Origin of the sequence: Lysobacter claricitrinus (genome assembly GCF_045866565.1) — a bacterium.
Taxonomy (GTDB): Bacteria; Pseudomonadota; Gammaproteobacteria; order Xanthomonadales; family Xanthomonadaceae; genus Cognatilysobacter; species Cognatilysobacter claricitrinus.
This window is the reverse complement of the sequence record NZ_BAAFZV010000002.1, coordinates 297,284-322,233: the sequence shown is the minus strand read 5'-3', so window position 1 is coordinate 322,233 and position 24,950 is coordinate 297,284. Positions and strand designations below refer to the sequence as shown.

Genomic DNA, 24,950 nt, shown 5'->3' with positions numbered 1-24,950 from the left:
GGCCGGTCCGGGCCGCTTGGCCGCTTTTCCTGCGCACCGCTCGTCGGCCGTGCCCCGTCCGGCCGCCCAATGGCGTTGCGAGTCGGCCCAGTCCGCTTAAATTGTGATCGGTTTCTCGATTTAGCCTACGTTGCCTTCACGTCTCCGGCGGAAGACTCGTTGCCGTTCAGCCCCGATTTCGACTCCACCCCTCGGATCGACCCGTGCGCCCACTCCGTAAACATGCACTGGCGCTCCTGCTGCCCCTCGTCTGGACGACCGGCGTGGCGCAGGTCCGCCCGATGCCCGGCAGCACCCCACTGGCAGCATCCGGTGCGGTCAGCACGCTTCCGGCCGTGACCAGCCGGGCGGTGCGCGACGACCTGCTCGCGCAGGCCGAGGCCGCCCGCAAGGACGAACGGTGGACCGACGCGCTGGCGATCTACGAGCACCTGCTCGCCGCCAACCCGCGCGACGACGTCGCGTATCGGATGCAGGCGCTCACGCTGGCCGACGTCGGTGCGCCATTCAGGGCCGACGAGCTCCGCGCCCGCTGGGCGAGCGACTTCCCCGACTACGAGCGCGACAGGATCCAGGGCGACCGCGTCGCCCATGAGATCGGCTGGGGTGTTGCCTATCCCGAGAATCTCGATGATCCAAACGCCGAGCTGCGCCGCGCCTACGACGCGCTGCTCGAGTTGCAGTCGCATCCGGATCGCACGCGCTGGGAGCAGACCCGCCTGCGCATGGATTCGCTGACCGCGACCAACGCGCTCGGCATGTACCAGAAGACCATCGACGAGTACGAAGCGTTGCAACGCGAGGGCGTCGACCTGCCGGCCTACGCACACGGACCGGCTGCCGATTCCTACCTCGCGCTGCATCGTCCGAAGGAGGCGCAGGCTGCCTTGGAGAAGGCGCTGGCCGAAAGCCCGAACGACGTCGATACGCAGATCCTGCTCGGCTACGCATACCTCGAGCAGGAACGCTTCGATCTTGCGCTGCCGATGATGGAGAAGCTCGTCGCGTCGCAACCGGCGTGGATCGAACGTCCGGGCGCGGAGTCCGACCAGGCCAACTGGAAGCGATACCGCGCCGAGATGGCGTACGCGCAGATGATCTCGTTCGGCGACGACAACGCGCGCGCACAGGAGATCATGGAGCCGCTCGTGCGCATGGGGCCGAATCGCTCCAACACGCAGGCCGCCTACGGTGCGCTGATGTATCGACGCGGCCATCCCACCGCCGCGCTCGAGCACTACGACATGGCGCTGACGATGGATCCGCACAACCGCGACGCGGAGATCGCGCGCGTGTCGGCGCTTTACGAACTCGGCCGCGTCGACGAGGCCATGGCCGCGAACGACCAGGTGCAGAAGCGCTACCCGAAGAACCTGCACGCCGAGCGCCTGCAGGACGAAATCTGGTGGCGCAACGGACCCATGGGGCGCATCGGGTTCGTCAACGGGCGCAACAGTTCCGAGTCGCCCAACGGGCCGGTGTTCGGCGTACGCGATCATCGCCTCAACTACGAAACGTGGTCGCCGCTGCTGGGCTATCGCTGGCGCTTCGGCATCGTCGGCGACACGATGGATGCGCACTTCGACCCCGACACCGTGACCTATCGCCGCATCGGTGGCGCGATCGACTACCGCTATCGCGATTTCGGTTTCCGCGTGTCCGGTTACACCGCGGAAGAACCCAAGCACGACGACGCATGGACGGTCGATGGCGCGTGGTACGTCAACGACGAATGGACGCTGCGCGCGCAGGTCGCCACCAACGACGTCGACACGTCATTGCAGGCGCGCCGTGCGGGCTTCGACGCCGACTCGTGGCGCATCGCCGCCAGCTGGCGCCCGAATGATTACGGCGCCATCGACATGGGCTACAAGCACCTCGACTACAGCGACGGCAACAACCGAGACCAGCTGTGGGCGTATGGCCGCATGCGGCTCTACACCAATCCGCGCCTGATGATCGAAGGCCTGGGCTCGCTATGGACCAGCCGCGGCACGCGCGACGACTCGCCCTACTTCAATCCATCGCAGGATGCGTCGACGACGGTCGGGATCCGTTTCAACCACCTGATCTGGCGGCACTACGACGCCTACCTGCGCCAGCGGCTCACGCTTGAAGCCGGGCCGTACTGGCAGGAAGGCTTCGGCACGTACTGGGTGCCGGCGATTTCCTACCGCCAGGAATGGCGCCCGGCGATGGGGCATACGTTCGAATACGGCGTGTTCTGGGCACGCCCGGTGTACGACGGCGGCCGCGAACGCCGTGTCGGTTTCGAAGCGGCCTACCGCTGGGGGTTCTGATGCGATCGGTCGCGCTATTCCTCGCACTCCTCCTGACCGCGGCGATTCCACGCCCGGCGGAAGCGCTCGTCGTGCTCGGCTGGCATGACATCCGCGACCGCATTGCCGACGGCGATCCCGATGCCGACGCCGTCACCACGCGCAACTTCGCCATGCAGCTCGACTGGTTGCGCGCACACGGCTACGTGCCGGTCAGCGCGCAGGCCGTCCGCGACGCGCGCGCCGGCCGCGGCACGCTGCCGCCCAAAGCCGTGTTGCTGACGCTCGACGGCGGCTACCGGTCCGCTTACACGCAGGCGCTTCCGCTGCTGCGCGCGTTCGACTACCCGGCGCTTGTTGCGGTGCCTACGTCGCGCGTCGACGCATCGGGCGCGACCGTTCGCGTCGGCATGCGCGATGTGCCGCGCAGTGCGTTCCTCGGCTGGAGCGACGTCAAGGCGTTGCAGGCCAGCGGGCTCGTCGAAGTCGCGTCGCAGGGCCATGACCTCGCCATGCCCGTCGCGGGTGATCCGCAGGGCGACCTGCTCCCGGCCGCGATCACGCGTCGCTGGACCGGCAGCGGCTACGAAACCGAAGCCGCGCAACGCGAGCGGATCCGCGCCGACCTGGCGACCAGTGCGGATCGCCTCGAGCGTGCAACCGGCCGGCGCCCGCAGATCGTGGTCTGGCCGGTGGGCGGCGTGTCCGGCGCCGCACGCGCGGCGGCCGATTCGGTCGGCCTCGCGACGATCATCGGCCCCGACGGCCGCAGCGGCACCAGCGAACTGCATTACGCGGGCGTCGCCCGCCCGGGCGACGATGCGTTCCCCGGCGCGCGGCTGGTGATGGTCGAGAACGCGGGCGCCAGCGACCTCGCGTACGAACTGCGCCGCGATCCTCGCCTGGACGGCATCCGTGTCGTGCGCGTGTCGCTCGATGACATCGCCGCTGCCGACGCGACCACCACCAGCAGCAACGTCGACGCGCTCGCCGAGCGCATCCGCAGCATCCATCCCAGCCACGTCATCCTCGACGCCACGAGCGCCGACGCCGCGTGGTTCCCGACCGGCGCGATGTCGGTGCGCTCGGACCTGCTCGCGCACGTCGCCGCACGCATCCGCGCGCGCTCCGGCGCGAAAGTGCTCGCGTGGATGCCGGCCGCTGCGTCGCCCGATGCCTACGCCGATCTCGCAAACGAACCTGTCGACGGCATCGTGGTCGGCGACGGTGCGGATCCGACCGCCGCGCTGGCGCGCGCAAAAGCCGTGCGTCCCGACCTCGTGCGCGTCCGCGCCATCACCGTCCCCGCGGGCGATGCGGCACCGATCGCCGCGCAGATGCCGTCGCTGGCGTCGAGCTACGACTTCATCGTCGCAATGCTGCCGCACGACCAACGCGGTTCGCGCCGCGAGGTAGACCGCGCGGTCGCGACCGTCGCCGCGTCACCCGCGGCGCTCGATCGCACGGTGTTCGTGATCGATACGGGAGACACCGCCCATCCGATTCCCGCCGACGAACTCGAAGCGCAGGCGCGCCGCGTCGTCGCCAGCGGTGGTCGGCACGTCGGCTACAGCCGCGACATCGCCCTGAAGGACCTGCCGCCCCTCGAACCGGCGCGCGCGGCGATCAGCGCCCGCGCGTTCCCCTACCAGGAGCGCTGAGATGTCCATCGACCTGCTCGGCGTACTGTTCGGATTCGCGTTCTTCTACCCGATCGTGATGTCTCTGTTCTGGATGGCGGGCGGCGCGTACTACTACATCCGTCGCGAACGAAAGCAGCTCGGCCCGGACGACCTGCCGCCGCTGAAAGCGCATCCGATGACGTCGATCCTCGTGCCCTGCCACAACGAAGGCGCGCTGGTCGAAGACACGATCGCGTGGCTGTCGCGGCAGAACTATCCCGAGTACGAAATCATCGCGATCAACGACGGCAGCACCGACGATACGGGTGCACGCCTGGACGCGCTGGCCGAGCAGCACGCCAACATGCGCGTGATCCATCTCGACCGTAACCTCGGCAAGGCCAACGCGTTGCGCATGGGCACGCTCGCGTCGCGCAGCGAATACCTGGTCTGCATCGACGGCGACGCGCTGCTGCACCCGAATGCCACGCAGTGGATGGTGTTCCATCTCACCAGCGGCCCGCGCGTCGGCGCCGTCACCGGCAATCCGCGCATCCGCAACCGTTCGACCCTGCTCGGCAAGATGCAGGTGGGCGAGTTCAGTTCGATCATCGGCATGATCAAGCGCGCGCAGCGCGCCTACGGCCGCATCTTCACTGTGTCGGGCGTGGTGTCGGCGTTCCGCAAGACCGCGCTGCATCGCATCGGTTACTGGGCCGACGACATGGTCACCGAAGACATCGACGTCAGCTGGCGCCTGCAGATCGACCATTGGGACATCCGCTACGAGCCAAACGCACTGGCGTACATCCTCATGCCCGAGACGTTCCGCGGCCTGTGGCGCCAGCGCCTGCGCTGGGCATGCGGTGGCGTCGAGGTCATCGCGCGCCATGCCCGGTCGCTCAATGCCTGGCGCAGGCGGCGCATGTGGGGCGTGGTGCTCGAGTACATGCTGAGCGTGATCTGGTCGTTCGCGATGCTGCTGTCGATCGTGCTGTGGGTGATGAGCTACTTCTTCGACATCCCGCCGCGCCTGCAGACCGGCGGCCTGATTCCGCACTGGCACGGCGTCGTCCTCGGCCTGACCTGCCTGCTGCAGTTCGCGATCAGCCTGTTCATCGACCGCCGCTACGAGAAGGGCATCGGCCGCAGCTATTTCTGGATTATCTGGTACCCGATCGCGTACTGGTTGCTGAGCATGCTCACCACCATCGTCGCGGTGCCAAAGATTCTCTTCGCCAAACCACGCGGCGTTGCTACCTGGACCAGTCCAGACCGAGGTTATCGATGAACACCGTGCAACCGAACGATCCTTTCATCTACACGCCGAAGGAGCCCGCCCCGCAGGCGATGCGAGGCGTGCACAGCGTGCTGACCCTCGCCGCATGGGTGCTTTACGCCTATCTCTGGCTACCGCTCATCACGGTGGTCGCATGGGTGCTTGGCGTGCGAACCAGCTACGTCGAAATCTACCTGCGCAACAACCAGGTCGACGAGACGATCTTCCTCGTCATCCTGGTGCTGGCCGTCATCGCCACGGCATTGCTGGTGGGCTGGGCCGAGTACAACCGCCGCCGCTTCAGCGGGCCTGACCGCCGTTCCAACCCCGGCAACGTCGAGCTCCCGGCGGTCGCCGAGTCGCTGGGCGCGCCCATGGACCTGTCGACCCGCGTATCGCATGCGAAATCGATGACCCTCGCGATGGGCGAGGACGCGCGGCTCTCCGGCATCCATCGCGAAACGCCGTTCGCGATGTAGGTGACGCAAGGAAAAAAGCCTCCGACCTTTCGGCCGGAGGCTTTTTCGCGAGCACGTCGCATCGCATCTAGTGCGCGCCGGACTATCCGGTCTTCGACCCGGCTTCGCCGCGTAGCGCGTCGAGACGCGACTGCAGGACATCCAGACGCAGGTCCCCCGCCCCGCCCGGCGAAACACGCGCCGCGAGGCTCGTCGACGGATCCCGCGACGCCCAACGCGCCGGGTCCGCGGCATCGCGATACGCCTGCCGGAAAGGCACGCCATCGCGCGCCAGTTCGATCGCCAGATCGGTCGCATACATCGACGCATCGAGCGCGGCGTCGAGCGCTTCGCGCTTCCAGCCGATGCTCGACATCAGGTCAGGCAGCAACGCCAGTGCACGCAGGCCGTGACCCACTCCGCGCACCAGCGGCGCCTTCGTGAACTGGAGGTCGCGGTGATAGCCCGACGGCAGTGCGACGACCTGCTCGATCTCCGCACGCGCCGCGCTGACGACCGCATGGCTCGCGCGCAGCAGTTCCACGACGTCCGGATTGCGCTTGTTGGGCATGATCGAACTGCCCGTGGTGTAGCGCGCGGGCAGCGCGACGAAGCCGAACTCGGCCGTCGTGAACAGGCTCACATCCCACGCGAAACGGCGCAGGTCCATCGTCGCGGACGCCAACGCCTCCAGCGCCGCCATCTCGAACTTGCCGCGCGAGAGTTGCGCATAGCCGGGATTGACCTGCATGCGCGCGAAACCCAGTTCCCGCGTCGTCGCCTCACGCGCGAGCTGCAGGTTGACGCCATAACCAGCTGCGGTCCCGAGCGGGTTGGCATCGAGCCAGGCGCGCGTCTGCACGGCGCGGATCGCGTTGTCGATGAAGGCTTCGGCCCACCCAGCCCACCAGTGCGCCGCGGATGACACCACCGCGCGTTGCAGGTGCGTGTAGCCGGGCATGGCGACATCGCGCTCGGCATCCGCGCGCTTGAGCGCGATGCCGGCAGTCTCGAGGCAGCGCGACCCAAGCTCGTCCATCTGCGCGCGCAACCACAGGCGCGTGGCGACCAGCACCTGGTCGTTGCGGCTGCGGCCGGTATGGATGCGGCGGCCGGCGTCGCCGAGTTTCTCGGTCAGCACGTCCTCGATCGCCGAATGACCGTCCTCATAGCGTGCGTCGAGTACGAACGAGCCGTCGCGATAGGCATCCGCCAGCACGCCGAGTTCGCGACCGATCGAATCGAACTCGCCCTGCGACAGGATTCCGATATCGACCAACCCACGCGCGTGCGCACGCGACGCATCGATGTCGTGCAGGAAGAATTGGCGATCGAGCAGCACGTCGTCGCCGGCCAGGAACGCCTGGATGCGCTCGTCGACTTCGACGCCGCCCTTCTGCCACAGCAGGCTCATGCGGTGATCTCCGTTCGTGCGCCGCCCTCGAGGCCGCTCAGCGCGTCCAGACCGAACGCCAGGTTGAGGTTCTGCAGCGCCTGCGTGGCGGCGCCCTTCAGCAGGTTGTCGAGGACCGCGACCACGACTAGGCGGCGACCATCTTCCGACAGTGCGAACCCGCCCACCGTCGCGCCAGCGCTGCCTGCGATGTCACGCACGTGCGGCGGCTCGTCTGTCACCTCGACCAGCGGCGCCGCTGCGTAGAACGCGCGATAACGCGCGCGCACGTCGTCCAGCGAAACCGCCGACGCGAGATGCAGGTTGCAGGTCACAGTGAGGCCCCGGAAATGCGGCGCGACGTGCGGCATGAATTCGACCGGATGACCCAGATGACGCGTGACCTCGCGCTCGTGCACGTGGCCGGTCAATGTGTACGGCATCAGGTTGTCGCGAAGCGCATCGGGATCGTTGCGTGGCGACGGCGTGGTACCGGCGCCGGAATAACCCGACACGCCGAAACACTGCACGGGTCCTTCGAGCATCGCTTTCATCGGCGCGATCGCCAGCTGCATCGCCGTCGCGTAGCAGCCGGGATTCGAAAGGCGGCGATGGGGCGCGGCGTCGGTGAGCTCCGGAAGGCCGTAGTGCCAACCCGCGTCGAAGCGATAGTCGGCGGACAGGTCGATCACGACCGCGTCCGGCGCGATGCGATCGATGGTTTCCACGTAAGGCTTCGCCATGCCGTTCGGAAGCGCGAGGACGTAGGCGCCATCGCTGAGCGCAGGCAGCTGGTCTGGCGACGGCAGGCTGTAGCGCAGACCGGGCGCGGCACCGCGTACCTGTTCGGCCACCGCTTGCCCGGCGCGCTCGCGCGAAGCGGCGTGCACCAGTTCGAAACGTGGATGCGTGACGAGCAGACGCATCAGCTCCGCACCGACATGGCCGCGTGCGCCGATGAGGCTTACAGGAATCGTGGTCATGCAGACACCTCGAGTCGCTCGTCGAGGCGATCGCGTACCGACGGCCATTCACTGCGAACGATGGAATAGCGGAAGGTGTCGCGCAAAGAGCCGTCGCGGTGGCGCATGTGCGCGCGCAGGACGCCGTCGCGCTTCGCACCGAGGCGCTCGATCGCAGCCTGCGAACGCGCATTGAGATGACTGGTCTCGAGCGACACCGACTCGCAGCCCAATGTGTCGAACGCGTGCGCGAGCAGGAGGCGCTTCGCCTCGGTGTTCAACGCGGTACGTTGCACCCGCTTCGCGTACCACGTATAGCCGATGTGCAGGTTCGGTACCGTGCGATCGATGTCGTAGTAGCGCGTGGTGCCGACCACCTCGCCCGCAGCGTCCAGCACCACGAACGGCATCGAGTCCCCGCGGTCGCGCGACGCGAGCGCGGAGCGAACGTAGTCGGCCTCCTCGCCCGGTGCGGGCACGCTCGTGAATTCCAGCGTCCACAGCGCGCCGTCGGCGGCCGCCGTCGCGAGCGCGGCGGCATGGTGTTGCTGCAGCGGCGCCAGCGTCACATGCCTGCCCTGCAGCATCGGAATGCGCCAGAGATCGACATCGGTCATCGCGGATCCTCCAGCGACGGCGGGTGCGAGCCGCAGTATTCGATGCAGTGCGCGATCGTCCCGAAGTCCTCGATGCCGTACCAGAACACCTGCCACGGGCCGCGACGCACGCTGCCGTCGGATTCGGCCATGTAGAACGCATTGACCGGATTCCCGCGACGCGACCGCCAGAACAGCGTCGAGGTTTCCTCGCGCATCACCTGCCATACGGCGCGCCCAAGGCCCTCGCCCTGCGCGTCGTCGAGCACGGCGAACTTGTCGAGGTAGGGCATGCCGTTCTCGAACGTCAGGATCACCGCGGCGCGATAGTTCTCGCTGACGTAGGCGCGGTGCAGGGTCTTGTGCGCGAAGTAGTCCGGCATCAGTCGACGGCCGAACGCCGATTCGATCAAGTCGCGCAGGCGTTCCAGATCAAGGTCGTCCCACGATTCCGCGCGCAGCACGCGCTCGCCGCGCCGCACCAGCGTGCCGGAACCGCGATGGGTGAACAGCTCCTTCGCCAGTTCCGCAGGACGCGTGATCGACACCGACGAGGCCAGCGGCAGCGCGTCGAGCAACTCGCGGATCTGCTCGATCTTCAGCCGCATGCCACCAGTGAGCCAGGGCTGCGCGACCAGGTGGTCGTATTCGGTCGACAGGTTGATCGAGTCGATGACGTTGCCGTCGCCGTCGAGCAGGCCACCGGTGCCGGTCAGGAAGACGATCTTGTACGGCTGCAATTCGCGAACGAGCTCGTTCGCAGCGTAGTCGGCGTTGACGTTGACGATCTGCCCGTCGACGGTTTCGCCCAAGCTGGCGATCACCGGAATCGAGCCGACGCGCAGGGCGGCATGGATCGATGCCAGCTCGACACGCTTCACGCGACCCACCAGGCCGAGCCTGTCGCGATCGATGTATTCGGACTCGAAGACACCGGACACGATCGACGTCGAACGCGCGCCTGCTTCCTGCAGCGCCTCCGCAAGCGCCAGGTTCTGCGCCTGCATCACGCGGCGCACGATCGCGAGCACGTCCGGCGGCGTCACGCGCAGACCGTCGACCGTCTGCTTCGCGATACCCGCAGCGGCCATTTCCTCGTCGAGCTGCGGGCCTGCGCCATGCACGACGATGGGCGTGAGGCCGACGTCCTGCAGGAACGCGAGCGACGACGCCAGCGCGTCGAGATCGTCGCGCAGCACCGCGCCGCCAACCTTGACGACGGCGAATCGCTCGGCATCGAGCTGCGCGAAACGGCGCAGGTACTGGTCGATCTCCTTCGCGCTGCCCATGCTCGAAAGCAGGCGCACGATGGTCTGGCGGGTCTGGATGTCTTCGATCGGCGTCATGCCGGCGTGTTTCCGATGATGCGGGCCGCGTGCGCGGCGTAGGTTTCGAGCTGGTCGATGGCGACCCATTCGTCGGCGGTGTGCGCCTGCGCGATGTCGCCGGGACCGAACACGAGTGCGGTGAGGCCAGCCTGCGAGAACAACGAGGCTTCGGTCCAGAAGTCGACGGCGTTGCCGATCGGGATGTCGAGCGAATCGGCGAGGTCACGGGCGGCGAGACGCTGCTTCTCCGCTTCGTGCAGCACGCCCGCGGGAAGCGGCGGGCCGCGGAAAGTTTCCTCGTAGGCGTCGAGTTCGCCCTCGCCCGCGAAGCCGCGCAACGTCGCGTGCATCGCGTCGATGTCCATCGATGGCAGCGGGCGGAAGTTGAAGCGCAACTCGCCGCTCGGCGCGATGACATTGCCCTTGATGCCGCCCGCCATCGTGCCGATGTTGAAGCGCAGGCCGGTCAGGCCGCCGAAGCGTTCGTGCGCGAGCGATTGCGCATGGTCGAGCGCACGCACGCCCCAGCGCATCGCGCGATGCACCGCGCTCAGCTGCATGGCGTTCGGTGACGATGCATGCCCCGCCTCGCCACGGAAGGCGACACGCGCGGAGCTGAGGCCACGATGCGCGAGCACCGCCTCGCAGTTGGTCGGTTCGGCGATCAAAGCTTCGGTGAACCCGTGGTCGCTCGCCAGGAACGCCGCAATGCACCGGGGATCGTTCGCTTCCTCGTCGGTCGAGAACAGGAACGCGGCGTCACCGGTCGTCTGCGCCGCGGCAGCGAGAAGACCCGCGGCCGCACCCTTGATGTCGCACGCACCGAGACCGATCGCGCGGTCGCCAGCGATGCGCAATACGTGCGGGTCGTGCGTCCAGCCCGCCGACGACGGAACGGTGTCCAGATGCACGTTGAACAGCCGTGTCGGCCGACCGCGCACGGCGAGCATCGACACTGCCCCCGCGCCGTGGTCGATCACCTGAACGTCGAAACCCGGAAGCTGCGCGCGCAGGTAGTCGAAGATCCCGCCCGTGCCGATCGCACGCGGCGGGTTGCGCGTGTCGAACGCGACCAGCGCTTCGAGATGGCGGAGCACCGCATCACGCATCGTTCGCGGCTCCGTTCACTTCGGCCCAGAGCGTGCTGCTCATGCCGAACAGCTTGATGAACCCCTCGGCCTCCTCGACGCCCCAGTCGGCCGACTGCGCGTACGTCGCGCCCTTCGCGTTGAGTACGTGCGGCGACTTCACCGCGACGGCATCGACGCGGCCACCGCGCGTCTCCAGCACCACCTCGCCACTCACCATGCGCTGCGAGCTGGCGAGGAAGGCCTCGAGGTCGGTCTTCAGCGGATCGTGGAAAAAGCCTTCGTAGACGATCTCGACCCACTTGCGCGCGACGTCGGGCTTGAAACGGTTCTGCTGCTTGGTCAGCACGGCTTCTTCGAGTGCACGATGCGCGGCGAGCAGCGCGATCAGGCCCGGCGCTTCGTACACGATGCGGCCCTTGAGGCCGATCGTGGTGTCACCGGTATACATGCCGCGGCCGACGCCGTAGGGCGCGAAGATCGCGTTGAGCTTGGCGAGCAGCTTGTGGCCGGGCATCGCGACGCCGTCGAGCGACACCGCTTCGCCGTGCTTGAACGCGATCGTCGCGCGCAGCGGCGCAGTCGGCCATTCCTCGCGCGGCGCGCACCAGCCGCGCGAACCCTCACCCGGCGCATCCCAACGATCGATCTCGCCGCCCGACAGCGTGACGCCCAGCAGGTTCTCGTTGATCGTGTAGCTCTGCTGCTTCGCGCGCACGCCGAAGCCGCGCTCTTCGAGATATTTCTGTTCGTAGGCGCGCGTCTGCGTGTGTTCCTTCTGGATCTCGCGGATCGGCGCCACGATGCGATACGAGCCCTGCGACTTCACCGCGAGGTCGAAACGCACCTGGTCGTTGCCCATGCCGGTGCAGCCGTGCGCGATCGCATCGGTGCCGAGCTCCTTGCAACGCCGCAATGCGGCGTCGACGATCAAGTAACGATCGGAGACCAGCAGCGGATACTGACCCTGATAGCCCTCACCTGCCTGCACGAATGGCTTCACGAAGCCATTCCAGATCGCCGGGCCACCGTCGACGGTGACGTGGCTGGCGACGCCGAGCTCCGCCGCACGCGCTTCGATGAAAGCACGTTCTTCCGCGTCGACGCCGCCGGTGTCGGCGAACACGGTGTGCACGTTCCAGCCGCGTTCTTTCAGGTACGGCACGCAGAAGCTGGTGTCGAGGCCGCCGGAGAAGGCGAGGACGATGTCGCGGGAGGCCGACGCGGCGTTTTCGGTGGTCATGGATGTACTCGGAAGGAAATTCGGGGGTCAGCCGCGCTGGCCGATGAGCGTGGCCATCACGGCCTTCTGCACGTGCAGGCGGTTCTCGGCTTCGTCGATGGCGATGCAGGCGGGCGAATCCATCACCGCGTCGGTGGCCTTGACGTTGCGGCGCAGCGGCAGGCAGTGGCTGAAGACGCCGTTGTTGGTGAGCGCCATCTTTCGTTCGTCGACGATGAAGTGCTTGTACTGGTCACGGATCGGCTTCTCGTCCTGCCAATGGCCGAAGAACGGGATCGCGCCCCAGCTCTTCGCGTAGACGACGTCCGCGCCGGCATACGCGCTGTCGATGTCGTGGCTGACATGCAGCGAGCCGCCACTCTCGGCGACGTTCTGCGCGGCCCAGCCCATGTAGCGCTCGTCGAGCACGTAATCCGGCGTCGGGCACAGCAGCGTCACGTCCATTCCCATGCGCGTCGCGATGGTCAGCGCCGAATTGGCAACCGCCGTGTTGAGCGGCTTCGGGTGGTACGTCCACGTCAGCACGTACTTCTTCCCGCGCAGGTCGGTCGTGCCGAAGTGCTCCTGCAGCGCGAGTGCGTGCGCGAGCTCCTGGCACGGGTGGGTGATCGTCTCCATGTTGATGACGGGCACGGTCGAGTACTGCGCGAACGCCTTCAGCACGCGATCCTCGCGGTCGACCGACCAGTCGACGAACTTCGGGAACGCACGCACGCCGATCAGGTCGACGTACCGCGCCAGCACACGCGCGACTTCCGCGATGTGCTCCTCGGTGTCGCCGTCCATCACGGTGCCGAGGTCGAACTCGATCGGCCACGCATCCTTGCCCGGTTGCAGCACCACCGCATGGCCGCCCAGCTGGAACGCACCCAGTTCGAAGCTGGTCCGGGTGCGCATCGACGGGTTGAAGAACACGAGTGCGATGGAACGACCCTTGAGCTGGTCGCCGATCTTCGACCGCTTGAAGCGCGCGGCGTCGGCGAGCACCGCGTCGAGCTCGGCGCGGGACCAGTCCTGGGTGTTGAGGAAGTGCTTCATGGAGTCTCCGGGATGAATCGCCGGGTCCAGAAACGAAAAGACCCAGCGCGGGGCTGGGTCCGAGTCTGCGCCGAAATGGCGTAGTGCCGCGTTACCCAGCCGTGTGGCGGGTGCGTCGGCGGGCGCGCGAGGTCATGCCCGCCGCCATGTAGGCAGAGGTCAGGATGTCGGCGTCGGTGTAGTTGGTACGCATGAGGGCGGCGATTCTGCGGTCTCGCGATGGGCGATGCAAGGGCGCTACGGGGCCGGCGTCACGGAAATGCGAATGCGCAGCAGATGGCCGGGATCGTCGGACAGCCGGGAGCGGTATTTCGCGCCGCGATAGGTGTAGTCGACGTCGTAGGCGAAGGGGCGCTTGAACTCGCGCTGCACCGGCACGCTGCGGCAGTTGGTGCCGCCCGTCGCGGAGTCGTGTTTGAGCACGTTGCGGACGCTGCCGACGATCCGCTGCAGCCGCGAGCCGTCGTCGCAGCGCGTTTCCATGCTGGTCGCGGTCAGGTTCTGGTAGACCGGCGTCACCCGCAGCACCCGCGCGTATTCGTAGCTGACGTTCTCGCGCTGGACGACGGTCTCGGCCACGACGCCGCCGGCGACGGAGCACAGCAGCAGCGCGACCAGCAGCAGCGTTCGACGTCGCAAGGGCGGGCTCTTGGCGGGGGACCGGACCGGGAAGTGTATGCGGCGCAGCGGCCGTGGCGATGAATGCCCCCTGTCCTCTGCCCCGCGCGGCGGCTGGACGCACACGCGCCGCTACAATGGCTGGCTCGACCGTACGCGGCCCGAACGAGCGCCCATGAGCCTGCATCTCTACAACAGCCTGCCCCGCCGGCTGCAAGCCTTCGAGCCGCTCGATCCCGCCTGCCCGACGATGTATGTCTGCGGCCCGACGGTCTACAACTACGTGCACATCGGCAACGCCAGGCCGTACGTGGTGTTCGGCGTGCTTGCGGACCTGCTGCGGCGTCGCCATGGCGCGGTGCGCTACGTGCGCAACATCACCGACGTCGACGACAAGATCAACAACGCCGCGCGCGAACTCGGCGTGCCGATTTCCACCATCACCGACCGCTTCGCCGCCGCGTTCCGCGACGACATGGCCGCGCTCGGCGCGGTGACGCCGGACGTCGAGCCGTCCGTGGTCGCGCACATGCCGCAGATCATCGCGATGATCGAGCGGTTGATCGAATCCGGCCATGCCTACGTCGCGGAGAACCACGTGCTCTTTTCGGTCGGCTCGTTCGCCGACTACGGCAAGCTGTCGCGTCGCGATGTCGACGAGATGATCGCCGGCGCGCGAATCGACGTCGCCCCGTACAAGCGCGACCCTGGCGACTTCGTGCTGTGGAAGCCGTCGACCGACGACCTGCCCGGCTGGGAATCGCCGTGGGGCCGCGGCCGCCCTGGCTGGCACATCGAATGCTCGGCGATGGCCGAAGCGCACCTCGGCGAGACCATCGACATCCACGCCGGCGGCGTCGACCTGCAGTTCCCGCACCACGAGAACGAAATCGCGCAGAGCGAATGCGCGCACGGCGGCCGCGTATTCGCGCGCTACTGGCTGCACAACGGCATGCTCAACTTCGGCGGCGCGAAGATGAGCAAATCGATCGGCAACATCGAGAAGATCCACGACCTCGTCGCCAAGCACCCGCCCGAGGCGCTGCGTTACGCGCTGCTGTCCGCGCATTACCGGCAGCCGCTGGAGTGGTCGGACACGGTGATCGACCAATGCATCCGCACGCTGGATCGGCTGTACGGCACGTTGCGGGACCTCGGCGATGTCGACGCCAACGCGACGATCCCGGATTCGGTCGAGACCGCGCTGGACGACGACCTCAACACGCCGCAGGTGCTCGCGCTGCTCAACGAGTTCGCACGCGACGCGCGTGGCCTGCTCGCCGTAGGTGATGCCGATCGCGCGCGCCTGTCGCAACTCAAGGGCGACCTGCTCGGTGCAGGCCTTGCGCTCGGCCTGCTGCAGCAGTCGCCCGCGAAGTGGTTCGCGCGCGGCGCCGACGACAGCGACGACGCACGCATCACGGCGCTCGTCGAAGAACGCACCACCGCCAAGAAATCGCGCGACTTCGCCCGCGCCGACGCGATCCGCGACCAGCTCGCCGCCGAAGGCGTGCTGCTCGAGGACACCGCGGCCGGCGTCCGCTGGCGTCGCGCCTGAGGCCTGCATCGTGAGTGAAACGCGGTTCCCGCTCGAACCCACCGCCGCAGAGGCCCAGGAGGCGATCCGCGACGAGTTCGCGTTCTTCGGCGACTGGTCCGAGCGCTACCAGTACCTGATCGACCTCGGCCGCAAGTTGCCGCCGATGGACCCGGCGTTGCAGGTCGAGGACAACCGCCTGCTCGGTTGCCAGTCGAAGGTGTGGATCGTGGGCTCGGGCGATGCATCGCGGCTGGACTTCGTGGCGACCAGCGACTCCGCGATCGTCTCGGGCCTCGTCTTCCTCGCGCTGCGCGTCTATGCGGGCCGCAGCGCCGACGAGATCCTCGCGACGGAGCCGACGTTCGTCGCCGACATCGGCCTGTCGAAGCATCTCTCGCCGACGCGCAGCAACGGCCTCAGCGCGCTGCTCGCCCGCATCCGCGAGACCGCGCAGGCGGCGCGGGACGCCGCGTGAGCGAGGCCGTCCCCGCGCCGGCCCCGATGCGCGTGCCGGCGTTCGTCGCGCTGATGGGCTATCGCATCCTGACGATCCTTTCGTACCAGATCGTCTCGGTTGCAGTCGGCTGGCAGATCTACCAGCTCACCCACGATCCGCTGAAGCTCGGCCTGATCGGCCTGGCGGAAGTGATCCCGTATTTCTGCGTTGCGCCGTTCGCCGGTTACCTCGTCGACCACCTGCCGCGTCGCAAGCTCGGCATGGCGGCGTGTTTTGGCCTGGCAGCAACGCCGCTGGTGCTGATGCTGGTGACGACGCAGGCGGTGCCGACGTCGCGCCTGCTGCTGATGTACTGCGCCGTCGGGCTGACCGGCACCGTGCGCTCGTTCCTTGGTCCGGTCTACAACGCGCTGTTCGGCCGCGTGCTGGTGCGTGAGCAGTACACGCGCGGCGCGAGCATCGGCAGCATTGTGTTCCAGTCCGGCCTGGTGATTGGCCCCGCGATCGGCGGCGCCCTGGTCGGCGCGGGCAGCGTGGTGGTCGCCTACGCGGTCGCGATGGCGCTGGCGATCGCCGCGGCGTTGTCGGTGGTGTCGTTGCGCGTCACCGAACCGGCCCAACAGCTGCAACGCGGTCCGATCTTCCGCAGCATCGGGGAAGGCATCCGCTTCGTCTTCAGCCACCAAGTGCTGCTCGGCGCGCTCGCGCTCGACATGTTCGCGGTGCTGCTGGGCGGTGCGATTTCGCTCGCGCCGGCGTTCATTCGCGACGTCCTGCATCGTGGCCCGGAAGCGCTGGGCATCCTGCGCGGCGCGCCGGCGCTGGGCGCAGTGCTCGTCGGCCTCTATCTCGCGCGTCGGCCGCTCGAGAAGCATTCGGGCCGAATCCTCCTCGGCGCGGTCGCCGGTTTCGGCCTGTGCATGATCGGTTTCGGCCTGTCGACGTCGTTCTGGCTGTCGGCCGCCATCCTGCTGCTGTCGGGTATGTGCGACGGCGTGTCGGTGGTGCTGCGCTCCACCATCCTGCAGTTGGCGACACCGGACGAGATGCGCGGCCGCGTGTCGTCGATCAACGGCATCTTCATCGGGTCGTCGAACGAACTGGGCGCGTTCTGGTCCGGCGCGATGGCCCGGATCATGGGACTGGTGCCATCGGTGGTGTTCGGCGGCTGCATGACGATCGCGGTGGTCGCCTCGACCGCTTGGCGCGCCCCCAGGTTGCGCCGGCTGGACCTGCGCGAGCTACGCTAGCCCGACGCCGCTCCACGCGGCGCAATCCGGGAGACGCGCAATGAACGCTCGACCGAAGTGGCTCCGACCGGTGGCGATCGTCGCCGTGCTGTGGAACGTGCTGGGCTGCCTCGCGTTCGCGGCGGACGCCCGGATCAGCGCGAGCGACATCGCGCGCATGCCGATCGAACAACAGCACCTGTACGCCGCGCGGCCCGGGTGGTCGGTCGTCGGTACCGCGGTGGCGGTGATCGCCGGCGTGCTCGGTTCGGTGGCGCTCACTCAACCGCACCGCATCGCCTGGCCGCTGCTGCTCGCATCGCTGATCGGCGTCCTGGTGCAGGACGCCGGGCTCGTCATTGCCTCGGGCGGGATGCCTGCGACGCCCGCACTCGCGATGCAGGGACTGGTGCTCGTCATCGCGATCGTGCTCGCCCTGCTCGCGCACCGGTACGCCAGAGGTCTCCCGAAGGCCTGACGCGGCGCCGGAAACACGAAGCCCCGCGCGAGGCGGGGCTTCGATTCGACGCTTAGACGGACGGGTCAGTCGCCCATCTGCTTCTGCAGGTGCTCCCAGCGCTCCTGCGCGTCGATCGTGCGCTCGGCGGTGAGTCGCGCTTCGAGGCGATCCAGGCCGATTTCCTCGCCCGTATCGGCGCAGTAACCGTAATCGCCCGAGTCGATGCGCTTGAGCGTGCTGTCGATCTTGCTGATCAGCTTGCGGTAGCGATCGCGCGTACGCAGTTCGAGCGAGTTCTCGGTTTCGCGTGTCGCACGCTCCGCCTCGTCGCCGACGTCGCGCACTTCCTCACGGAGGTTCTCGATCGTCTGCTTCGACTCCTCGACGAGATCTCCGCGCCACGACAGCAGGCGCTGACGGAAATACTCGAGCTGCAACGGATTCATGTACTCCTCGTCCGCCTTCGGCTTGTAGCCATCCGGCACGATCGGCCGGCCCGAGGCGTCGTCGGTCTTGTACTCGGGAATGCGGCGCGCGCCCGTTTTCGCCGCGGCGCTGCCACGGCTGGCCGTCACGGCGACGGCGACCTTGCCACTGGACGGGCGCTGGACCACGACGGCGGGGCCGCCCGTGGCTGCGGCTGGAGCCGCTGCGCTCTTTTTGTTTGCGTTCCTGCTCATCGACTCCACCTGCGGGGACGGACGCGCCGCGCTGTTCGCGGTCGACGGTGTCCCGTTCTTCAACGCGCCCGCCGCGGGACCGGAGGAACCGGACCGCGTCGGACGTTCATTCGTGTTTTCCCGCGCCACCGCGGCCTGCGCGACGGGCTTCGCCGCCGGCACGGGCTGCTTGGCAGCGACGGGCGCCTTCTTCGCAACTGCGGGCTTGCGCGCCGGCGTTTCAACCGCGCGTGACGGTGCCGGCGCCTTCGCCACCGCCTTTTTCACCGGCGCCTTAGCGACCTGAGCCGCCTTCTTTGCCGGCACCGCCTTTTTCGCGGCTGCAGGCATCGCCTTCTTCGCAGGCGCGGGCTTCGCCTTCGGAGCGGGCTTCGGCGGCGCCTTTTTCGCGACGACCTTCTTCGCTACGGCTTTTTTCGCAGCCGGCTTCGCAACGGGTTTGGCGGCTTTCTTCACCGCCGGCTTCGCTGCGGACTTCTTGGCCGGCGAGGCGGCCTTCTTCGCGGTTTTCTTTGTCGCCACGAGCGCCTGTCCTTCTTCCCTTGAGGCGGGAAAGCGCGCTGTTATACCCTGCCCGTGACAGCTGCGGCAACACACACGCAATGTGTGTTCCGACAGGGACTTCTAGCGTGCTTCGACGCTGATTGCATGAGGTCCGCGATTACGCCGTACAGCGCACAACCGCGGCGATGAGGCCGCCATCATGGTGAGCCGGAGCATCAAGATTCCGTGATCGACCGCGCTCTTATCGCACTTCTCCGCGGTTACAAGCGATGGATCAGCCCGCTTCTCGGTCCGCGCTGCCGTTTCCACCCGACCTGTTCGGTGTACGCCATGGACGCGATCGCGCGCTTCGGCGCGGTTCGTGGCTCCTGGCTCGCCGCGCGGCGCGTGCTGCGTTGCCATCCCTTCCATCCAGGTGGGCATGACCCGGTGCCGCCGCGATGACTCAGCGGCGATTCCGGAACGCGCGCGGATGATCGGTCTCCACGGCTTGCGGAGATCATCGATGGCGCGACGCGTCCTCATCGCTCCGATGCTGGTGCTGTTAGCTGCCTGTGCGGTATCGCCGCGCAGCGCGTCGGCGCCTGCGAGTGCGCCCGCGCGTATCGCTACCTACCTGCCGCCGACGGCGTCGCAAGGCGCCCTCGTGATCGGCCGCACGTCTGCGGATGCGCATGTGCGGTTCGCCGGACGCGATGTGCGCGTCGCACCCGACGGCCATTTCGCGCTCGGCATCGCGCGCGACGCAGCCGGGCGCATGCCGGTGTCGATCGACACGCCGGGCACATCGCCCACGACGATCGAAATCCAGATCCTTCCGCGCGACTGGCCGATCGAGCATGTCGACGGCGTACCGCCCGCGACGGTCAATCCGCCGCCCGAGATCGCCGCGCGCATCCAGGCCGAGCAGGCGCGCGTTGCCGCCGTTCGCACGCGCGATGACGAGCGCAGTGACTTCCTGCAGCACTTCGAATGGCCCGTACCGGGCCGGATCAGCGGTCGCTTCGGAAACCAGCGCGTGTACAACGGCAGCGCCGGCGCGCCGCACTCCGGCATGGACATCGCCGCCGCCCAGGGAACACCGGTGCACGCGCCCGCGGCAGGCACGATCACGTTCGCGGATCCCGATCTCTACCTCACCGGCGGCACCGTCGTGCTCGACCACGGCCACGGCGTGAGTTCGAACTTCCTGCATCTTTCGCGCATCGACGTGCGCGTCGGCGACCACATCGAGCAGGGACAGGTCATCGGCGCGGTTGGCGCGACCGGTCGTGCGACCGGCCCGCATCTGCACTGGGGCATGAACTGGTTCGACGTACGGATCGACCCATTGCTCGTGCTGGAGTCCGCGACTCGCTGAGCCGGGGCGCGCGGCGGCGCGTTGTCGCCGCATCGCGAGTGCATACCGAGGCGGCGCGGTTCGACGTACGGATGGAGCCATTACTCGTGCTGGAGCCTGCGACTCGCCGAGCCCGCGCGCGCGGCGCGTCGCGAGTACATGCTGAAACAGCGTGGTTCGAAGCGCAGATTGATCCGCTGCTTATGGGCGAGCCACCGCAACCGTAGGGGCAGTGCGCGTCCGTTCCATCGACGCACGCCCGAGCGGCGTCACCACAGGGCGCCAATCTACCCGCCGGCGCCCTCGCCACTCACCGACGCCACGGCGTCGTGCGCGTGCAGGCTTTCGAGGTGCGAGACACGCGCGTCGAATCGCAGGACGTGCGGATCGTGCGCAAGCGCATGCGCGACGCGACGGGCGGCGTCCTCGCAGAACATCAGGTTGCGCGCATTGAGCGCGGCGAAGGCCTGTTCGTCCTCGCGCTTCACGGCTGTCTGCACGGGCGTGCCCAATGCGGCTTCCACGCGGTCGATCAGATCGACGATGGGCAGCGACGGCAATCTCGCCGCTAGACGCACGCGCACTTCCGCACGGCTTCGCTGCGCATGCGGCGTCGCGACCAGGCCCTGCTCCGAACGCAACCAGTCATGCACCGACGCCGCATCGACCGTGCCATCCGCACCAAACGTGCGTGCGAAAGCTTCGGCCGTCATCTGCCGCGACAACGCCGCGGAGGCGGGGCACGTCGACGAATAGTCGATGGCGACGGCGAGCTCGATGGACACGCGGCCATCGACGAGTGCGGCAACCACCTCGACCGGATACGCCTTCCAGCCTGCGTTCGCGCTGGCGAGTGCGGCACGCAGCAGAAGGTGGTCGAAGCGGATCGCGAGGTGCGCCGAACGCGACAGCTCGCCCTGCGTTTCGACCAGCGCCTCGAGCACGCGCGCCAGGCCATCGGGCGTCATCTCTTCGGCGGCGAATGCGTGCTGCAGGCGCAGGTAGAGACGCGACATATGGATGCCGCGCGCGTCGGGATCGCGCAGGTCGACGAATACATCGACCTTCGCGGGAACCTGCATCGATTCGCCGGTCGCTGAACGCGTGCGCACCGGCAGCGCGATGCCGGCCATGCCGACGCGATCGAGCGCACGCGCAGTGGTGGCGCGGTCGAGCGCAACATCGGGCATGACGCGGGGCTGGGTCATCGACGGGTCGTGCAATCCGGTGAAGTTGCACATTCTACCGGCGCGCTGTTTCACGCCCGGGAATACGGGCGGAACGGTCCGTGGCGCGTCAGCCGCGTGCGCCGCGCCAACCCGCCCACAGGGCCGACCACGGCGACAGCGGTGCGTCGGGCCGGCCGCTCGCGAGCCGCGCACGTGCAAGCGACAGCGCGATGCCGCGCGACGGGGTCAGCAACCGCGTGGGCGGCCAGTCCGCGAGCAGGGCACGGCTCCAACGCGCGACCGCGTCGTCGTGCGACGCATGCGCCGTTGGCACCGCGCTATCGGGATGTCGCGCGAGGCGTGCATGCAGCCAGCTCGCGACGACCGCGTCGGCATCGGAGCGCCCGAACAGCACCCGCTCGCTCGACGCGATGGCGCTTGAGGTGGCCTGCAGCTGCTCTCGCGCTTCGTCCGCGTCACGCGGGCGGTGGCGCGCGGCGAGCAGGCCCGACAACGCCTGTGCGAGCTTGGCCCACGCGACCGGCTGCTTCTGCAACACGGCCCCGAGCGGATGGCGGCGGATGCCCTTTTCCCAACCGACGAGTTCGTCCATCCACCAGCGCAGCTTGGCTTCGCCAGGGCGTGCGTCGTCGCCGCGCCACGTCGCTTCCTGCCATTCGAACTGCAGCGCATGCCAAGCGTCGACGAGTTCGCGCTGCGACGCCGGCACGAACCGCTCCACCAGCGACCATTCCGGCCACGCGCCGCGCCACTTCGCGACGAACGCGGTCGCGTCGCCAGCCGGATGCGCGTCCGCTTCGTTCACGGCGACATCCATTTCGATACATCGAGCATGTCGCGCGGGGTGTCGAGCATCACATCGCCCTGCCACGACACCGGATCGTCGTCATCCAGTCGATAACCCCAGAGCGCGACCACCGATCGCATGCCGGCGGCGCGCGCGGCCACGATGTCGCGCTCGTCGTCGCCGACGTAGACGCAATCCGCGACGTCCACTCCCATGCGTTCCGCGGCAACGAGCAGCGGCAACGGGTCAGGCTTGCGCGCGGGCAACGAATCGCCGCCGATCAGTACGGCACAGCGCGTGTCCCAGCGCAGGATCGGCATCAACGCAACCGCGAGCGATTCCGGCTTGTTGGTGACGATGCCCCAACGCGAGCCGGCGGCTTCGATCGCAGCCAGCAGCTCTTCGATCCCGTCGAACGGACGGCCGTGTAGGCCGAGCTCGCGTCGATAGTGATCGAGGAACTCGGGGATCCAGGCGTCGCGGGTCGCGGCGTCGACCCGCGGGAATGCCGCGCCGACCATCGCGCGCGCGCCCTTCGACACGTGCGGGCGCAGCGCATCCAGCGCCATCGGCGGCTCGCCGCGCGCCACGCGCATGGCATTCACCGCCGCGACCATGTCCGGCGCGCTGTCGAGCAGCGTGCCGTCGAGATCGAACAGCACCGCCTTTGGGAAGCCTGCGTCGCTCATTCGGGCTTGCGGGCGCTGACAATGTAGTTGATGTCGGTGCGACGCGTGAGCCGCGCGGAATGCAGCATCGGCAGGTACATCAGGCCGCTGACGTCCTCGAGCTCTAGGCCGGCGGCGCGCAGCCACGCGCCGAGTTCCGATGGACGCACGAAGTCGCGGTACTGGTGCGTGCCCTTCGGCAGCAATCGCGCGACGTATTCCGCGCCGACGATCGCGAAGGCGAACGCGGCGGGCGTGCGGTTGATGGTCGAAACGAACAGTCGGCCGCCCGGCTTCAGCGCATCGGCGCATGCACGGATCACGGCCGACGGGTCCGGCACGTGCTCGATCATTTCCATGCACGTCACCGCATCGAACGACGCCGGTGATGCCGCCGCGACGTCCTCCACCGGTTGCACGCGATAGTCGAGCGTCGCCCCGCTTTCCAGCGCATGCAGTCGCGCGACCTTGACCAGTTCCGGCGCGAGGTCGATCGCCGTCACGTTCGCACCGGCGAGCGCCATCGCCTCGCTGAGCAGGCCGGCGCCACAGCCGACGTCGAGTACGTTCGCGCCCGCAAGCGGCACGCGATCGGCCACGTACCGCAGCCGCACCGGATTCAGCGCGTGCAGCGGCTTCTGCGGGCCATGCGGATCCCACCAGCGGGCGGCGAGCGCACCGAAGCGGTCGAGTTCGGATTGGCGGAAATTGCCGGCGGTCGAAGTGGTCATCAGGCGGTCCGGATCTGGCGAATGCGATCGCGCCACTGTCGCGCGTTCGCGCGCAGGGCATCGCGGTCCATGTCGACGAGTTCGCGATCGCGCAGCTTGCGGCGGCCGGCAATCCACACATCGGTGACCTGATGGCGACCGGTCGCGTAGACGAGCTGCGAGATGACGTGGAACAGCGGCTGGCTTTCGATGTCGTCGAGGTCGACGCAGACGAGGTCCGCCTGCTTGCCCTCGCGGATCGAGCCGATCGTCGCGCCCAGGCCGAGCGTGATCGCGCCGCCGAGCGTCGCTGCGCGCAACGCGCTGGCGGCGTCGAGTGCGGAGGCATCGTCCGCAACCGCTTTCGCCAACAGCGCGGCGGTGCGAGTCTCGCCCACCATGTCGAGATCGTTATTGCTGGCGCAGCCATCGGTGCCGAGCCCGAATGTCACGCCAGCGCGCTGCAATTTGCACACCGGACAGAAGCCCGAGGCCAGCTTGAGGTTCGACTCGGGACAGTGCGCCACGCAGACGCCGCGCGCGGCGCACAGCGCGATTTCGTCGTCGGTGAGCTGCGTCATGTGCACGGCGATCAGGCGATCGTTCACCAGCCCGAGGCGATCGAGGCGCGCGAGCGGGCGCATGCCGAACTGCGCGATCGAATCACGGATCTCCTGCGCGGTCTCGTGCGTATGCAGATGCACGCGAACGTCGCGCTCGTGCGAGAAGTCGCGGACGCGCTCGAAGTTCGCGTCGTTCACGGTATACGGCGCATGCGGCGCGATCGCGGTGCCGACCAGCGCGTCGCCACGCCATGCCGCATGCACGTCGGCGGCCTTGCCGAAGTATTCGTCCGACGTCTTCGCCCACGCGGTCGGGAAGTCGATGACCGGCAGGCCGACCAGCGCGCGGAAGCCGTAACGCTTGTACGTTTCGGCCTGCACGTCGGGGAAGAAGTAGTTCTCGTTGGCGCAGGTGGTTCCGCCGCGCAGCATCTCGGCGATCGCCAGCGACACCCCATCGCGCACGAAGTCGGGCCCGATCACCGCGCCTTCGACCGGCCAGATGTGGCCCTGCAACCATTCCATCAGCGGCAGGTCGTCGGCGATGCCGCGCAACAGCGTCATCGGGTTGTGCGTGTGCGAATTGACGAAGCCGGGGATGAGCACCGAATTCGGGCGCGACACCGTTTCCGAAGGCTGGAAGCGTTCGCGCATGTCGGCGCGCGGGCCGATCGCGACGATGACGCCGCCATCGATGACGACCGCGTGGTCGTCCCAGACTTCCGCGTGCGGCTCGACCGGGACGACCCAGCCGGCTTCGATCAGGACATCGCAGTGTTGCTTGGCACCCTCGCCCATCCCATCACCTCGTGTCGGTTGCCGGAGGCTAGCCGCGTTCGCGTTACCACGGCGAAAGCGCTGGCCCGATACAGCAAAGCCCGCGGCGGGCCGCGGGCTTCGGCATTGCGGCGACCGGTGG

The 24,950-nt window shown here is 68.0% G+C and carries 24 protein-coding genes; 10 read left to right on the top strand and 14 right to left on the bottom strand.

Translation table 11 applies throughout. From position 1 onward, the window contains the following. Nucleotides 1–203: 203 nt before the first annotated feature. From ACKTTN_RS06245 to pgaD, 4 genes are read left to right on the top strand one after another with little or no spacing between them, the layout of a single operon-like run. Nucleotides 204–2,300, top strand: coding sequence for a tetratricopeptide repeat protein (locus tag ACKTTN_RS06245; RefSeq protein WP_407909014.1), 2,097 nt, complete (start codon nucleotides 204–206; stop codon nucleotides 2,298–2,300). Then, nucleotides 2,300–3,940 (top strand): poly-beta-1,6-N-acetyl-D-glucosamine N-deacetylase PgaB, encoded by a 1,641-nt coding sequence (locus tag ACKTTN_RS06240; RefSeq protein ID WP_407909013.1) that lies wholly within the window; start codon nucleotides 2,300–2,302, stop codon nucleotides 3,938–3,940. The genes ACKTTN_RS06245 and ACKTTN_RS06240 overlap by 1 nt, the downstream gene beginning before the upstream one ends. Before the next feature lies 1 nt (nucleotide 3,941). After that, entirely contained in the window at nucleotides 3,942–5,192 is a 1,251-nt protein-coding gene (gene pgaC / locus ACKTTN_RS06235; RefSeq protein ID WP_407909012.1) for a poly-beta-1,6-N-acetyl-D-glucosamine synthase, read from the top strand. Further along, a complete protein-coding gene (gene pgaD, locus ACKTTN_RS06230; RefSeq protein ID WP_407909011.1) occupies nucleotides 5,189–5,659 on the top strand; it encodes a poly-beta-1,6-N-acetyl-D-glucosamine biosynthesis protein PgaD in 471 nt (156 codons plus the stop codon). Before pgaC ends, pgaD begins: the two co-directional genes overlap by 4 nt. An 82-nt stretch (nucleotides 5,660–5,741) precedes the next feature. Here pgaD and argH read toward each other — a convergent pair whose 3' ends face one another. From argH to ACKTTN_RS06190, 8 genes are all read right to left on the bottom strand, one after another. Then, nucleotides 5,742–7,052 carry an argininosuccinate lyase gene (gene argH / locus ACKTTN_RS06225; protein ID WP_407909010.1) on the bottom strand — a complete coding sequence of 437 codons (1,311 nt, stop codon included), beginning with the start codon at nucleotides 7,050–7,052 and terminating at the stop codon, nucleotides 5,742–5,744. Next, complete coding sequence (gene argC, locus ACKTTN_RS06220) at nucleotides 7,049–8,014, bottom strand: N-acetyl-gamma-glutamyl-phosphate reductase (RefSeq protein WP_407909009.1); 966 nt, start codon at nucleotides 8,012–8,014, stop codon at nucleotides 7,049–7,051. The genes argH and argC overlap by 4 nt, the downstream gene beginning before the upstream one ends. Further along, entirely contained in the window at nucleotides 8,011–8,610 is a 600-nt protein-coding gene (locus tag ACKTTN_RS06215) for a GNAT family N-acetyltransferase (RefSeq protein WP_407909008.1), read from the bottom strand. The genes argC and ACKTTN_RS06215 overlap by 4 nt, the downstream gene beginning before the upstream one ends. Further along, entirely contained in the window at nucleotides 8,607–9,935 is a 1,329-nt protein-coding gene (locus tag ACKTTN_RS06210) for an acetylglutamate kinase (protein WP_407909007.1), read from the bottom strand. Before ACKTTN_RS06210 ends, ACKTTN_RS06215 begins: the two co-directional genes overlap by 4 nt. Next, the gene (locus ACKTTN_RS06205) at nucleotides 9,932–11,026 is read right to left on the bottom strand and encodes an acetylornithine deacetylase (protein WP_407909006.1); all 1,095 of its coding nucleotides are present in this window, start codon (nucleotides 11,024–11,026) and stop codon (nucleotides 9,932–9,934) included. Before ACKTTN_RS06205 ends, ACKTTN_RS06210 begins: the two co-directional genes overlap by 4 nt. Next, complete coding sequence (locus ACKTTN_RS06200) at nucleotides 11,019–12,248, bottom strand: argininosuccinate synthase (protein ID WP_407909005.1); 1,230 nt, start codon at nucleotides 12,246–12,248, stop codon at nucleotides 11,019–11,021. Before ACKTTN_RS06200 ends, ACKTTN_RS06205 begins: the two co-directional genes overlap by 8 nt. A 27-nt stretch (nucleotides 12,249–12,275) precedes the next feature. Further along, a complete protein-coding gene (locus ACKTTN_RS06195) occupies nucleotides 12,276–13,286 on the bottom strand; it encodes an N-acetylornithine carbamoyltransferase (protein ID WP_407909004.1) in 1,011 nt (336 codons plus the stop codon). Between the two features lie 237 nt (nucleotides 13,287–13,523). Then, nucleotides 13,524–13,925, bottom strand: coding sequence for a hypothetical protein (locus tag ACKTTN_RS06190; protein WP_407909003.1), 402 nt, complete (start codon nucleotides 13,923–13,925; stop codon nucleotides 13,524–13,526). A 154-nt stretch (nucleotides 13,926–14,079) separates the two neighbouring features. On the opposite strand from ACKTTN_RS06190, the gene cysS reads away from it, so the two are divergent. From cysS to ACKTTN_RS06170, 4 genes are read left to right on the top strand one after another with little or no spacing between them, the layout of a single operon-like run. After that, on the top strand, nucleotides 14,080–15,462 hold the full coding sequence (gene cysS, locus ACKTTN_RS06185) for a cysteine--tRNA ligase (protein ID WP_407909002.1): 1,383 nt from the start codon (nucleotides 14,080–14,082) through the stop codon (nucleotides 15,460–15,462). A gap of 10 nt (nucleotides 15,463–15,472) precedes the next feature. Then, a complete protein-coding gene (locus tag ACKTTN_RS06180) occupies nucleotides 15,473–15,919 on the top strand; it encodes a SufE family protein (protein ID WP_407909001.1) in 447 nt (148 codons plus the stop codon). A 26-nt stretch (nucleotides 15,920–15,945) separates the two neighbouring features. Further along, nucleotides 15,946–17,151, top strand: a complete 1,206-nt coding sequence (locus tag ACKTTN_RS06175; RefSeq protein WP_407910023.1) for an MFS transporter — start codon at nucleotides 15,946–15,948, stop codon at nucleotides 17,149–17,151. 40 nt (nucleotides 17,152–17,191) lie between these two features. After that, nucleotides 17,192–17,608 carry a hypothetical protein gene (locus tag ACKTTN_RS06170; RefSeq protein ID WP_407909000.1) on the top strand — a complete coding sequence of 139 codons (417 nt, stop codon included), beginning with the start codon at nucleotides 17,192–17,194 and terminating at the stop codon, nucleotides 17,606–17,608. A 65-nt stretch (nucleotides 17,609–17,673) separates the two neighbouring features. Here ACKTTN_RS06170 and dksA read toward each other — a convergent pair whose 3' ends face one another. Next, a complete protein-coding gene (dksA, locus tag ACKTTN_RS06165) occupies nucleotides 17,674–18,792 on the bottom strand; it encodes an RNA polymerase-binding protein DksA (protein WP_407908999.1) in 1,119 nt (372 codons plus the stop codon). Nucleotides 18,793–18,999: 207 nt separating this feature from the next. Here dksA and yidD point away from each other — a divergent pair, with 207 nt between their 5' ends. Both yidD and ACKTTN_RS06155 read left to right on the top strand, forming a co-directional pair. Beyond that, entirely contained in the window at nucleotides 19,000–19,218 is a 219-nt protein-coding gene (yidD, locus tag ACKTTN_RS06160) for a membrane protein insertion efficiency factor YidD (RefSeq protein WP_407908998.1), read from the top strand. A 61-nt stretch (nucleotides 19,219–19,279) separates the two neighbouring features. Further along, on the top strand, nucleotides 19,280–20,134 hold the full coding sequence (locus tag ACKTTN_RS06155) for a M23 family metallopeptidase (protein ID WP_407908997.1): 855 nt from the start codon (nucleotides 19,280–19,282) through the stop codon (nucleotides 20,132–20,134). Between the two features lie 266 nt (nucleotides 20,135–20,400). Here ACKTTN_RS06155 and folE2 read toward each other — a convergent pair whose 3' ends face one another. The 5 genes from folE2 to ACKTTN_RS06130 form a co-directional block, all read right to left on the bottom strand. Continuing rightward, entirely contained in the window at nucleotides 20,401–21,321 is a 921-nt protein-coding gene (gene folE2, locus ACKTTN_RS06150) for a GTP cyclohydrolase FolE2 (protein WP_407908996.1), read from the bottom strand. A gap of 88 nt (nucleotides 21,322–21,409) precedes the next feature. Then, complete coding sequence (locus tag ACKTTN_RS06145; RefSeq protein ID WP_407908995.1) at nucleotides 21,410–22,108, bottom strand: phytoene/squalene synthase family protein; 699 nt, start codon at nucleotides 22,106–22,108, stop codon at nucleotides 21,410–21,412. Next, nucleotides 22,105–22,779, bottom strand: a complete 675-nt coding sequence (gene gph, locus ACKTTN_RS06140; protein WP_407908994.1) for a phosphoglycolate phosphatase — start codon at nucleotides 22,777–22,779, stop codon at nucleotides 22,105–22,107. The genes ACKTTN_RS06145 and gph overlap by 4 nt, the downstream gene beginning before the upstream one ends. Further along, the gene (ubiG, locus tag ACKTTN_RS06135) at nucleotides 22,776–23,489 is read right to left on the bottom strand and encodes a bifunctional 2-polyprenyl-6-hydroxyphenol methylase/3-demethylubiquinol 3-O-methyltransferase UbiG (protein ID WP_407908993.1); all 714 of its coding nucleotides are present in this window, start codon (nucleotides 23,487–23,489) and stop codon (nucleotides 22,776–22,778) included. The genes gph and ubiG overlap by 4 nt, the downstream gene beginning before the upstream one ends. Next, nucleotides 23,489–24,829 carry a TRZ/ATZ family hydrolase gene (locus tag ACKTTN_RS06130; protein WP_407908992.1) on the bottom strand — a complete coding sequence of 447 codons (1,341 nt, stop codon included), beginning with the start codon at nucleotides 24,827–24,829 and terminating at the stop codon, nucleotides 23,489–23,491. Before ACKTTN_RS06130 ends, ubiG begins: the two co-directional genes overlap by 1 nt. Nucleotides 24,830–24,950: the final 121 nt, after the last annotated feature.